A 12,582-nucleotide genomic window follows, 5' to 3' on the forward strand; every position below is an offset into this window, starting at 1 on the left:
ATGATGAGAAAATCAGTTTCCCGTCAGCTACCGATTTCCCGCCATGTCCGCATCTGACCGTTCCCTCTCCGTTCTGAAGCTGTTCACGGTCGAACATCCGGAATGGACTGCCGAAGAGGTGGCCTCGGAACTCGAGGTGGGGATCGCCACCGCCTACCGCTATCTCGCCGCGCTCGACGAGGCGGGACTGGTTGCAACCACGCGGCCTGGCCGGTACGGACTGGGGCCGACCATCACCCAGCTGGACCGTCAGTTGCAGTTGACCGATCCCTTGCTGATCGCGGCACGTCCCGTCATGGACGATCTCTCCACTTACGCTCCGCCCGGGTCGGTCGTGCTGCTATGCCGCGCGGTCGGCGACGACGTGCTGTGCATTCATCGCGTCAATGCGAAGGGTAGCCCGACGGCGATCAGCTACGAGCGCGGGCGGCCGATGCCGCTTTTCTACGGCGCGACTTCGAAGATGCTGCTCGCGTACATGCCGCCCCGGCGGATCAAGGCGCTCTTCGAAAACAATACCAAAGCGATTGCGAAGGCCGGGTTGGGCCGCACGCTGCCGGCATTCCGCTCCGTGCTGACGGAATGGCGCAGACACGGCAGTCTCGTGACGCGCGGGGAAGTGGATGCGGGACTCGTCGGGATCGCCGCGGCCGTGCTGTCGTTGGACCGGGTGGGAATCGGCAGTATCAGCTACGTGGTGTCGGATGAGACAGACGAAAAAATGATCGCCCGCCTGGCCGCGTTGGTGTCGACCGGCGCACGCGAAGTCGAGACGGCTTTGCGTGCCGAGGCCGAAGCGGTTTAACCGGCGGTCGCGTCACGAGAGGGGCTCATTGGCTCACGCGCTTACCCGCTACCCGCTACCCGCTAACTGTTCGCCCGACTAGCCGCTTACCGCTTGCCACAACAGGACGCCGTTGAGAACCAGCACCAGCACAGTCGCTGCAATGGCGAGCACGGTGACGGACCTGTGGTTGCGGTGCTCACCCATGACGCTGCGGCGCGAGGTGAACCAGACGAGCGCGATCATCGGCACCGGCAACGCGAGGCTCAGAACGATCTGGCTGGCGATGAGCACGGTGGTGACGTCGAGACCCGATGCAATCACGACGATGGCCGGAACCACGGTGAGACCTCTTCTGAGCCACAACGGAATCCGGTATCCGACGAATCCCTGAACGATGATCTGCCCGGCCAGCGTGCCGACCACGGAACTCGATATGCCCGACGCGACCAGCGCGATCAGGAAGAGAGTGCCGGCGAACGCACCGAACAGCGGCGTCAAAAGCCGCGTTGCCGAGGCAATATCGGCCGTCTCGGCGTGTCCGTTGTGAAACGCAACCGACGCGATGACGACCATGACCATGTTGATCAACCCCGCCGCGCCCAGCGCGACGATTACCTCGATGTTCGATAGTCTGATCCGCGCGCGTGGCTCGCGCACGGCACCGGCCGATACGCGGTTCTGGGTCAGGCCTGAATGAAGGAACAGCGCGTGCGGCATGATCGTCGCGCCGACTATGGCGACCGCGAGACCGAGTGCGCCGTGATCGGTGAAACGCGACGGGATGCTGTGTGCCCAGACCGATGACCAGTTCACCGGCATCCGCGATACCTCGACGAGATACGCCATCCCGATCACGCTCACGAATGCGCCGATCACGAGTTCGAGCGGCCTGTAACCGCGCGTTTCGAGTTGCAGAAGCGAGTAGGTGGCGGCGACGGTCAGCAGCATGGCGTTGAGCAGCGAGAGATTGAAAAGCAGGGAGATGCCGATCGAACTGCCGATCACCTCTGCAAGGTCGGTTGCGATGGCGGCCGCTTCGCAGAGAAGCCAGAGCGCGATGACGTAGCGGCGAGGCAAGCTGTCGCGGCAGATCTCGGCAAGATTGCGGCCCGTCACGATGCCGAGCTTTGCCGACAGCGACTGGAACAGCATTGCCACCACGCTGGCGAGCAGAACCACCCAGAGCAGTTCGTCGCCGTATCTTGCCCCGGCCTGAAGGTTGGTGATGATGTTGCCCGGGTCCAGATAGGCGACAGAGGCGACGAGGGCAGGGCCGGATGCACCGAGAAGCGCGCGCAGGCCGCTTCGGTAACCGGTGGCGGGTTGCCGAAGCGGCAGGGCCGGGGTGCCGAGAACGGCGCCGCCGCGTGTTGTTGGGTTCATGACGCCACGCGTAGAAGGGAGAGGACTCAAAAGAGACGGGCCGCTGTCTTATGGCGACCCGATGAAGGTGCGGGAATGTCGGTGGCCCCGGATTCGTATCGGGCAGCGCGGCAATGCTTTGCAGCAGTACCGTGCCGCCATGCCGCGCAGGATCGCCGCGAGTTCAGACACGAACTCAGACGCGAGTTCAGAACGTGGTGGTCATCCCGATTCTGGTCAGCAACTGCGAGCCTGTGCTCGACGGTGCGCTCAAGCCGTTGATCCAGGCGGTCGCGCTGCCGTTGCTGCCCGTCGCCCGCTGATAGATACCTTCCACGTAGACGCTCGTGCGTTTGGACAACGAGTACATGACCGACGCAGCAACTTCATGGGCTTTGTTGTCCAGGAGCACGGCGTTGCCCTGCATGTACTGGTAATCGGCGCCGAGCGACCAGAACGGCGTGACGTGCCAGTTCGCGCCGATCTGGACCATATCGATCTGGCCGCCTGTCAGCGTGTTGCGGGTGTTCGTATAGAGCAGATTGGCGAGAACCTTGCCGGTATCGTATTGGGTGCCGACTCCCCAATTGCGGATGCCATCGTGGCCGTTGCTCATCTCCGGATACTTGATCTCGGTATAGGCGGCGGCGATGCCGAATCCGCCGTGCCGGTATTCGAGCGCCGCGCTGACGGCATTGTCGGCCGATACGGAACCGGCGACATTGCCGAAGCCGTACATCATCCCGAACGAGAATCCGCTGTAATCGACGGACTGGTATTTGACGGAGTTCTGCATGCGCGACGATCCGCCGATGCGGTCGAAGTCCCATGAGCCGGTCGGATTGCCCGGAATGCCGAGGGTCTGGAAGGGGCCTTCGCGAAAGTTATAGAAACCGCCGGTGTACAGCGATGCGTCGTAGGACAGCAGCTGATCTTTCATGAAGTCGTATTGCGTACCGAACGTCAGTCGTCCCAACTGTGTATTCGACAGGCCCACATAGGCGGTGCGGTTGAACAGCGCATTGGCGGTCGGAATGGTCGAGCCGTTCGCGAGAGAAAACTGGTTGACCAGTTCGAAAATGGCCTTCGTGCCGCCCCCCAGGTCTTCCTGGCCGAGAAAGCCAAGCATGTTGGGGTAATAGATGCCGTCGTCGAAAAAGGTCTTGCTCTTGCCGCCCGAATTGTTCACGTAGGTTATGCCGGCGTCCATCATGCCGAAGATGGTGACGGAGCTTTGAGCGGCGGCGCTGCCGCAGGCGAGCAGGGTAGCCGATGCGAGAATGGTGTGTCTGAACATGAGGGTTGTCTCCGGATTCTTGTTGTTTCTTGTTGTAGAAGGGCTGCCGCAGATCGGGCAGCTCGTCGTTCAATGCGTGGCGAATTCGGCGCGATCGACGGTGCGGGCGGCGCCGAGGCGGCTCATCGCGAGCATCACGAGCGACGCGCCGAGCACCGGGGCTGCCGTGGCGACGAAGATGTGCGCAACGGGCAGGCCCGTGGCGACCAGCGCGCCGACCGCAACGGGGCCGACGGCGCCGCCGAGGCGCCCGGCGGCAAGCGCCCAGCCCACGCCGGTCGAACGGATGGCGGTCGGATAGGTCATCGAGGCGATGGCGATCAGGCCCGAAGTGGCACCGCCGACGAACAGACCCGTGAGACCCGAGCACAGCGAAACCAGCGCGGTGTTAGGTGTACTGAACCCTGTAAGCGCAAGAACGATGGCCCCGAGCGCATAGATCGCGGCGAGGAAGCGACAGGTGCCGAGGCGCTCCATCACCGCGCCGGCGATGGCGACGCCGATCGTGCCGCCCACGTTGTTCCAGGCGAGGACCGTGGATGCGGCGGCCATCGACATGGCCGCGCTGCGCAGCAGCGTGCTGGCCCAGGCCAGTGTCGCGATCAGGGCGAGGAAGTTGAGGAAGAACGCGAGCCACAGCAGGGCCGTGAGCGGCGCGTGGCCGTCGACGAACAGATGCTTGACCGGCAAGCCTTTTTCCTGATGCTCATGGGTCGCGTAGCGCACCGGCTCGCCGGCGAGGGAAGAAGGCGCGAGATGCCTGACGATCCGCGCGATGCGATCGTCCCGCGCGTCGGACAGGATCAGCAGTCGCACCGATTCGGGCACGAAGAGCCACACCAGCACCGCGGCGGCGATCGGCACGATGCCGCTCAGATAGAACATGGCCCTCCAGCCATACTGCGGAATCACGATGCTCGCCGCAAAGCCGGCGATGACGCCGCCGGCCGGCATGGCGGCCCACAGCAGCGAGGCGATGCGGCCGCGATGGCGCCGGGAGACGTATTCGGTCGTCAGGCTGACGAGACACGGTGCCGCGCCGCCGAGTCCGATACCCGTCACGATACGCAGCACGAGCAGCGTGACGAATCCGGGCGCCGTCACCGTGCAGAGCGACGCCAGTCCGAACAGGCACGCGCAGGCGATCAGCACGGTCTTGCGGCCGATGCGGTCGGCAACCGGACCGAGCAGCAGCGCGCCGATCATGAAACCGAGCTCGGAGCCGGCGAAGATGGGGCCGAGCTGGGCTGGTGTCAGCTTCAGGTCATTGGCGAGCAGCGGTGCGCTCAGACCCATGACCTGCACGTTGGCGCCATCCATCAAGGCGATCAGGAAGCAGATGGCGAAGATCGACGCCTGGAAGAGGCCGAATGGACGCTCATCGATGAGATCGTCTACGAGCACGGTTTTCATGATTGTCTCCTTGGTGTGATGTGTTGTATTTCAGGGTGGATTAGTCAGTCAGACTAAGCATTCGCGCTGGCGAAGCGCGGAAAGAGCCGCAGCGCGTTTTCGCGCGCAATGGCCCGATGCTGTTCCGCAGTGAGGCCGTCGAGCGTGCGGAAATCCGCGATATTGCGCGCGACGTTGTGCGCCGGCTGGAACGGAAAGTCGGTGCCGACCATGATCTGCGAGAGCGGGGCGAGTGTGCGCAGCACGTCGAAGGTGGGCTGGTTGGCCGACATGGCGAGGTCGTAATAGAGCCCCTGCAATTCCGCGATGACCTCGGCGGATGGCTTGGGGCCTGGCTTCATGACCGGCATCGGCGAGAGCAGCGCGATCCGGTGCGCGATCGCGGCAAGCACGCCGCCCGCGTGCGGCACGATGAGCTTCAGATTGGCGCAGCGCTTGAGCGTGTCCGAGAACACGAGGTCGATAACCGTGCGCGCGGTGTCGCATGGGAACTCGAACAGCGGCGCCGGGCGTCCGAGTCCGACGGCCGAAAAGCAGGCCGGGGCGGTCGGATGCAGGAAGATCGTGGCGTGCCGTTCGTTGAGCCGGTCGAATATCGGTGCGAACGCGGGGTCGCCGAGGTACTTGCCGTCGCTGTTCGTTTCGACGATCAGGCCGTCGAGACCTAGCTCGTCGAAGGCATAGTCGATTTCGGCGAGGGAGTCGGCCACGTGCGGCAACGGCAGTGTCATGAAGCCGCCGAAGCGCCCTGGATAGTCGCGCCGGAGTTGCGCGATATCTTCGTTGATGGTGCGGGCAAGCCGCACACGCGCTTCGCGTCCGGAGAGGAAACTGACGCTCGGCGAGGACACGGAGAGCATCATCGTGTCGATGCCGTTTTCTTCCATGACGGCGGTGGCTTTTTCCGGGCTCCACTCGGGAACGGGGTAGCCGCCGTCGAGCGTGGCGAGGCCGGCGTCGTCGAGCGCCTTGCGGTAGGCCGGCGGCAGGCAGTGTGCGTGGACGTCGATGAGACCACACGTGCAGCGGTAAGCGGTGTTCATGATGAAATAGGTATCCTGATGGAGTGGGGGCGATCAGGCTCGTTCGAGCTGGATCGGCGAGGGGAGCCAGTCGTAGCCGTCGCCGTTGCGGCGCAGATGCCCGCGCCCCGGAAACGGAAAGTGATACGAGAGGACCTGATGCTCCTGCTTCTCGATCCACTCCAGCACTCTCATGCGCGTGGCCGCCGCAATGGAACTGTCGTAGTCGAACAGGAACGCCCATTCCGGCCGCCTAAGCAGCAGCACCTGGTGATGGCAGAGGTCGCCCCAGCACACGAGCGTGTGCCCCTCGCTGGAGATTGCGTAGATCGTATGGCCGGGGCTATGGCCGGGCGTGGCATGAGCGCGGATGCCCGGCACGATCTCCTGGCCATCCTCAATGAATGTGATGACGTCGCGATACGGCGCGAGATTCTTGTGAGCGCCGTAGAAGTGGTCTTTCATATGGTCGGACATCGAATCGCGAATGTTCTCGAGGTTCGTCCAGTAGTCGACGTCGGCCCGGCTCACGGCGATGCGCGCATTCGGGAACAGCTTGCGGTCGTTGTCGTCGACGAGACCCCAGCAGTGATCCGGGTGGGTATGGGTCAGGGCCACGATATCGATGTCTTCCGGCTCGATACCGGCCGCCCGCATATTGATGATGGCGCGGCCGGTATTCGGGCCGAACGTCTTGACGCCCAGTTCGGCGTTGATGCCGACGCCCGTGTCGAACAGCACCAGATGCTCGCCGGTATTGACAAGGAGTACGTTCTGATCGAGCGCGATCGTTTCGGTCGGCAGGAAGGCCTGAAGCAGCAGGTCGTCGATTTCCTCGACATCGGCTTTCGGAAACGTGTTGCGCGGCGGGCCGAGGTGCAGCAGGCCGTCGGTCACGACCGTGCACTGAAAGCCGCCGAGATCGAAGCGGGTCCAGCCCGCCTGCAGCGCATGTGCGCGATCGTTCGTCGGATGTAGAGCCATGTGTTATTTCCTCGGTGGGTTGATTGCCGGCACGCGGGGCGTGTCGGGGTCGCGGTCGGGTTCGCTCAGATCGGAAAAGCGGGAGCCGTGGAGGCCACGGTGATCCATCGCAGCTCCGTGAATTCGGCGATACCGGCTTTGCCGCCGAAGCGTCCGTAGCCGCTACGGCCGGTGCCGCCGAACGGCATCTGCGGTTCGTCGCTGACCGTCGCGCCGTTGATGTGGCAGATGCCTGAGCGAATCTGCTTCGTGACCGCGAAGGCGCGTTCGATGTCGTTGCTGAATACCGCCGCGGACAAACCGAATTCCGAGTCGTTGGCGATCTCGACGGCGTGTTCGTCGTTTTTCGCCCGCATGATGCAGACGACCGGGCCGAATGTTTCCTCGTGGTAAATCGACATCTCGCGCGTGACGCCGTCTAGCACCGTGGCCGGCATGAATACGCCTTCGGCCTTGCCGCCGGCCAGCAGCGTGGCGCCTCGCGCCAGCGCGTCGTCGATGAGTTCGTTGATACGCGCACCGGCGCCGGCGCTGGCGAGCGCACCGAGCGGCGCATCGCCGGTGCGCGGATCGCCCACGCTCAGGCGCGCGGCCTTGTCGGCGAGACGCGCGACGAAAGACTCGGCAATCGCGGGCGTGACGACGATGCGCTCGGTCGACATGCAGATTTGCCCCTGGTTGAAAAACGCGCCGAATGCAGCGGCGGCGACGGCGCGTTCGACATCGGCGTCGTCGAGTACGATCAGCGGAGACTTGCCGCCCAGTTCGAGCAGCACCGGCTTGAGTACACGTGCTGCCCGTTCGGCGATCAACTGGCCGACCCGGGTCGAGCCGGTGAAATTGATGCGCCGAACGGCGGGGTGCGCGATCAACGTATCGGCCACTTCGCCGGCCGCCGCCGGCGCATGTGTGATGACGTTGACTTCGCCGTTGCCGAGTCCGGCTTCGACGAGCACGTCCGCAATCAGCGAATGGGTCGCGGGACACATTTCCGATGCCTTCAGGATGACCGTGTTGCCGCAGGCGAGCGGCATCGCAATCGCACGCGTGCCGAGCACGATCGGCGCATTCCAGGGGGCGATGCCGAGCACGACGCCGGCCGGCTGCCGTACCGCAAACGACAGACGGCCTTCGTCCGACGGAACGACTTCGCCTGCGATCTGGGTTGTCATGCTGGCGGCTTCGCGGAGAATCGCGGCCGCGGCGAACACGTTGTGCTCGGCCCAGACGCGCGTCGCACCGGTTTCGCTCTGCATGGTTTCGACGAAGAGACTTTTCTTCTGCTCCATCAGGTCGGCGGCGCGCAGCAGAATCTCGCGCCTGATCGAAGGGCCGGTTCGGGACCAGACCGCGAAGGCGGCTTGCGCGGCATCGACCACGAGCCGGGCGTCCTCGATGCCGGCCGAGGCGGCGCGCGTGACGACCTGATTCGATTGCGGATTGGCACGATCAAACGTCGCGCCGGCAACGGCCGGCTGCGGGCGTCCCGCGATGAGCAACTGGACGGTTCTCAAGAGGTGTCTCCATGTGACAGGACTGTGTGGATGCGAATGTAGGAGAACCAACCTTGACCGACTTGCCTGATAGTGCAATTTCGCTGCGCACGTGCAGCACGGAATCGCGCCGACACTGCACTGTCAGGCAAGACGCGTAGCAGAGGGGGCGGTTAGAGTCGGCACGGTCGGCACCGGATCTCCGGCGCCATGGAGACAACCTCAAGGAGACGTCGAATATGTCGTTGCAAGGCAAGACCATTTTGATCACCGGGGCCGCCTCGGGTATCGGCGCCGCGTGTGCGGCAACGGTCCGGGCGCAGGGCGCGCGCGTTATTGCGGTGGACCGGAACGAGCCCGCGGCGGGGCTGTGCGATCAGTTCATTCGGGCCGATCTTGCGCAAGCCGATTCGATCGATTCGGTTGCAAAGCAGGTTCACGGCCGATTGGACGCGCTGTGCAATATCGCCGGACTGCCGCCGACGAAAGGGCGCACACCCGTGCTGCAGGTCAACTTCGTCGGGTTACGCCAATTGACGCTGGCTTTGCTGCCGCTGATGAATGACGGTGCCTCGATCGTCAATCTGGCGTCGCTGGCGGGATTCGGCTGGGCCGATCAGATCGGTCAGGTTCGGGCGCTGCTCGGCGTGAGCAACCTGGAGGACGTCGATGCGTTCTGCGAAGCGAATGGCGTCGACGACGCGCGCGCGTACTTTTTGTCGAAGGAGGCGCTAATTGCATGGACACTCCAGATGCGCTGGGCGTGGCGTAGCCGCGGCATCCGCATGAATGCGATCAGCCCTGGGCCGGTGGAGACGCCTATTCACCAGGACTTTCTGAAGACGCTAGGCAAGCGGGCCGAGGAAGACATGCGGCTCGTCGAGCGCGCGGGGCGGCCCGACGACATTGCTCCGCTCGTGGTATTCCTGTGCGGCGACGGCAGCCGGTGGATGCGCGGGGTGAACATCCCGTGCGATGGCGGGATGGCGGCCAATATCCTGTGTCAGTCGAGCGGGCTCGGCTGACTTGTCTGAGTTGTACCTCGCCGGTAGTCGCGGGGCGACACGCCGAACATTTCCTTGAAGGTGCGGCTGAAATGACCGGGGCTCACAAAGCCCCATTTCATCGCCAGCTGGGTAATCGAGCATTGCTGCAACGCCAGGTTGCCCAGATCGCGACAGACATGCATGAGCCGCAGCTGCAGGATGTACCGGGAGAGAGTGTGGGTGCCGCTATCGAATACCGTGTGCAGGTAACGCTTCGAGCAGTTCAGGTCGAGCGCGATCCGCTCGACGGTGAGTTCGGGATCGGCGAGATTCTGCTCGATGTATTCGATGATGCGTGTGCGCAGCATCCTCGGGTGCAGATGCTTTCTGGTTTCCGACACCTGATCCTGCAGTGCGATTCTGATCTGGGTAGTCAGGTCCTGCTCGATCGGGTCGGCCGATGCATCGGCATCGAGTTCCGGTGAGAGTTCGAATGCCTGCAGGCGATCGATGATGTAGCGGGACAGCGCGAGGCCCGCACCGCTATGGGAGGTCAGCGGATGGACCAGTGCGCAACGCTCGGTGAGCGAGAGACGCATCATGTCCTTTGGAATAGTCGCAATCGCCACGTGAATGGCATCGGGCGCATTCATCAGATAGGGGCGCGCGGTGTCGTAGATGGCCCAGTGCCCCGGCGAAAGCTTCGCCTTTAAACCATCCTGCTCGAATTCGGACGTACCTTCGAGCTGGATCGTCAGCTTGTACCGGCTGGAACTGGCCTCGCTTCCCGGCGTGTTTTCCACGCGATGCCCTTGGGCCGCCAGCCGGCAAAGCTGGATTTGCCCGACATCGGCATAACCGATCTGGCCCGAGAAGGACTCGCCGGTCGCTGGGTCGAAAAGCCGGCCGCCGAAACGCTCGCTGAAGCGTTCGCCGATCGCTCGCGCCCATTCGGTCGCCTGTCCCGCGGGCGGGATCGCTGCCGTGGAGACGGTAACGAAGTTCTTCATTCCCGGTGTCTCCGAAAAATTGAGAATATCAATATAATAATACTGAAATTTTTATCAAAATAAGATTTTTTTGTATAAGTATTCACCCTATTGGATGGGCTGGGTGCAAACGTCGGGAGACGGTGTTTCCCCCGTCTGGGCGAGGTCCGGCTCGATAGTTGAGGCAAATGGAATTCTGATGAGGAAACGCAGCTAATTATCTGGGCGTCAATATCGGCCATCATGCTGCCTGTAATTCACGCTGAACAGGAGATGTTCGATGGGTGCAGAAAATTTATCTCGCGCTGCGATCATGGCCAATGCTTTGTGCGGTATCGCGTGAGCCCGGCAGTCATCACATGGTAAGCCGCGACACTTCACATGAGCGGGAACGCGGACGTTTGGCCCGTTGGTGCAGGCGCTTTTCGATCCCGCTGCTGGCGCTGATTTCGGCGCTCGGTATCGCGTCCTGCAGCGGTAAACGCGAGCCGGACGCCGTCAGGAATATGACAATGAAACCTTCCATTACCTATTTGCATCTCTTGCGGCACACGCCATTTTTTACCGCGCTGACGACGGCTCAACTGCAATGGGTGATCGACCACTCGCACGAGTGGGAAGCGGACCCCGGTGCGGTGATTGCGAAATGCGACGGCACCGCGGACCCGGAAGCACCGTACTGGATTCTGCTCGATGGCGGATGGCAGGTTGAGTTCAAGGGACAGACGTTCCCCAGTGGCCACGCCGATCCCGGCAAGTGGTTTCGCTCGGTCGATGTGCCGGGCGGTGCCTGCGCACTGGTGACCAATGAGCATAGCTATGTGATGCGTATCGAGCGTCACGACATGCAGGCCATGCTCGATCAGGGATTCGGATTCCGTACTCACCTTGATAGTGGGGATGCGTATTACAGATCGATTTTCAATGCAGGCAAGAATGGGGCGCGTTGAATAGCCGGAAGGGTATCGCGGCGCGTGTCGTGGCGTGTATCGCCGCGATGCGTCAAACGGCTGACCGATCGGTCAGAGCGGCGGTTACCTGAAACGGATCGCGCCGGGCGTAGGCAAGGGAAGGGGGCTTCACGCGCTTGATCTGAAGACTCAGGATTGCTCTTCTCCCACAGGATGCTCCGGCGTGACGGAAGAACCCAGGCCGTTAAATAAATCGCCAACGGTTTGCCTGATCCAGCGGCATGCCGGATTGTGATGAAACCGCGCATGCCAGTACTGCCGAATGGTGAAGCAGGGCAAACCGATGGGAACCGGTAGCGCCCGTAGCGCGTTGCGCCTTTGCAATACGTCGGCGAGCAGGTGCGGAACGGTGGCGAGCAGATCGCTGCCGGCCAATATCTCTCCAATCCCCAGATAACTCGGAATGCGCAGATGCACCCGTCGCTGAGGTGCTTCCGTCTCGAGCATTTTCGTTACCGCCACGAATCCGCTGCCGGTCACCTGTACTTCCAGGTGCGCTTCGCTCAGGTAGCTCTTGAGCGTCAGACGCGGGCCGATCCGTGGATGACCGGTTCGCAATAGACAGACGACGTGATCGTCGAATAACTTTTGTTGATAGAAGCCAGCCTCGATATGCGGCATGTAGCCGATCGTCAGGTCGATTTCGCCGGTTTCGAGTTGCGTCGGCGTGTCCGCCGAAATATGCGACGTCTCGATGCGTACGTTCGGTGCCGTCACGCGGACTTGAGCCAGAATTTGCGGTAGCAATACCACCTGGCTAATGTCTGTCATCGCGATCCGGAAAACGCGCGCCGATGACATCGGATCGAATACGGCTTGAAGCGAGAGCGTGTATTGCAAGAGTCGAAGAACTTCGCGGATTGGCTCGATGAGCGCTTCCGCATGAGGTGTCGGGCGCATCCCCCCCGCTCCCCGAACGAAGAGCGGATCATTGAAACGGCGTCTTAGCTTGGAGAGACCGACGCTCAATGTGGGTTGGCTCAGGGCAAGCTTTTCGGCTGCGCGAGATACGCTCCCGCCGGTATAGATTTCGTCGAAGATTTGCAGCAGCTTCAGGTCAATGTCATTCATTGCCAACATCCTTCAATCGTGTACTCGCGCGGTAGCGTTAGAGGCGCGCTCACGCCCATTCGCTCCTGAGGTATGCAATATCGGGGGCGTGGAGGACGCGGCGGGGCTGCGTCTGCCGACGGGTACGATGCTCCGCTTGCAGCCCCGATGCGTATAACGGCAAGGTCGTCCTCTATTCGCGATTCCCGATGCGCGCTCGATGCGATT

11 protein-coding genes are annotated in these 12,582 nt (G+C 62.6%); 3 read left to right on the forward strand and 8 right to left on the reverse strand.

Annotation, left to right across the window (positions count from 1 at the left end; genetic code table 11):
• Positions 1-43 precede the first annotated feature (43 nt).
• Positions 44-805, forward strand: a complete 762-nt coding sequence (locus G3N58_RS03460) for an IclR family transcriptional regulator C-terminal domain-containing protein (RefSeq protein WP_205988495.1) — start codon at positions 44-46, stop codon at positions 803-805.
• 78 nt (positions 806-883) lie between these two features.
• Here G3N58_RS03460 and G3N58_RS03465 read toward each other — a convergent pair whose 3' ends face one another.
• The 6 genes from G3N58_RS03465 to G3N58_RS03490 all read right to left on the reverse strand — a co-directional run bounded on the left by G3N58_RS03465 (position 884) and on the right by G3N58_RS03490 (position 8,379).
• Complete coding sequence (locus G3N58_RS03465) at positions 884-2,170, reverse strand: Nramp family divalent metal transporter (protein ID WP_205998482.1); 1,287 nt, start codon at positions 2,168-2,170, stop codon at positions 884-886.
• Between the two features lie 187 nt (positions 2,171-2,357).
• The gene (locus G3N58_RS03470; protein WP_167046985.1) at positions 2,358-3,446 is read right to left on the reverse strand and encodes a porin; all 1,089 of its coding nucleotides are present in this window, start codon (positions 3,444-3,446) and stop codon (positions 2,358-2,360) included.
• Between the two features lie 69 nt (positions 3,447-3,515).
• The gene (locus G3N58_RS03475; RefSeq protein WP_205998483.1) at positions 3,516-4,859 is read right to left on the reverse strand and encodes an MFS transporter; all 1,344 of its coding nucleotides are present in this window, start codon (positions 4,857-4,859) and stop codon (positions 3,516-3,518) included.
• 53 nt (positions 4,860-4,912) lie between these two features.
• Entirely contained in the window at positions 4,913-5,902 is a 990-nt protein-coding gene (locus tag G3N58_RS03480; protein WP_205988498.1) for an amidohydrolase family protein, read from the reverse strand.
• Between the two features lie 33 nt (positions 5,903-5,935).
• Positions 5,936-6,865, reverse strand: a complete 930-nt coding sequence (locus tag G3N58_RS03485) for an MBL fold metallo-hydrolase (protein ID WP_205998484.1) — start codon at positions 6,863-6,865, stop codon at positions 5,936-5,938.
• Between the two features lie 65 nt (positions 6,866-6,930).
• Complete coding sequence (locus G3N58_RS03490) at positions 6,931-8,379, reverse strand: aldehyde dehydrogenase (protein WP_205998485.1); 1,449 nt, start codon at positions 8,377-8,379, stop codon at positions 6,931-6,933.
• A gap of 218 nt (positions 8,380-8,597) precedes the next feature.
• On the opposite strand from G3N58_RS03490, the gene G3N58_RS03495 reads away from it, so the two are divergent.
• Entirely contained in the window at positions 8,598-9,383 is a 786-nt protein-coding gene (locus G3N58_RS03495; RefSeq protein ID WP_205998486.1) for a coniferyl-alcohol dehydrogenase, read from the forward strand.
• Here G3N58_RS03495 and G3N58_RS03500 read toward each other — a convergent pair.
• Positions 9,362-10,354 carry a helix-turn-helix domain-containing protein gene (locus G3N58_RS03500; protein ID WP_205998487.1) on the reverse strand — a complete coding sequence of 331 codons (993 nt, stop codon included), beginning with the start codon at positions 10,352-10,354 and terminating at the stop codon, positions 9,362-9,364. The genes G3N58_RS03495 and G3N58_RS03500 overlap by 22 nt on opposite strands.
• Positions 10,355-10,617: 263 nt before the next feature.
• Between G3N58_RS03500 and G3N58_RS03505 the strand changes: the two genes are divergently transcribed.
• The gene (locus tag G3N58_RS03505; RefSeq protein WP_345889850.1) at positions 10,618-11,283 is read left to right on the forward strand and encodes a hypothetical protein; all 666 of its coding nucleotides are present in this window, start codon (positions 10,618-10,620) and stop codon (positions 11,281-11,283) included.
• Positions 11,284-11,433: 150 nt separating this feature from the next.
• On the opposite strand, the gene G3N58_RS03510 is transcribed toward G3N58_RS03505, so the two are convergent.
• Positions 11,434-12,375, reverse strand: a complete 942-nt coding sequence (locus G3N58_RS03510; protein WP_167046966.1) for a LysR family transcriptional regulator — start codon at positions 12,373-12,375, stop codon at positions 11,434-11,436.
• Positions 12,376-12,582 lie beyond the last annotated feature (207 nt).

Source organism: Paraburkholderia sp. Ac-20342, from assembly GCF_017104985.1.
GTDB lineage: Bacteria > Pseudomonadota > Gammaproteobacteria > Burkholderiales > Burkholderiaceae > Paraburkholderia.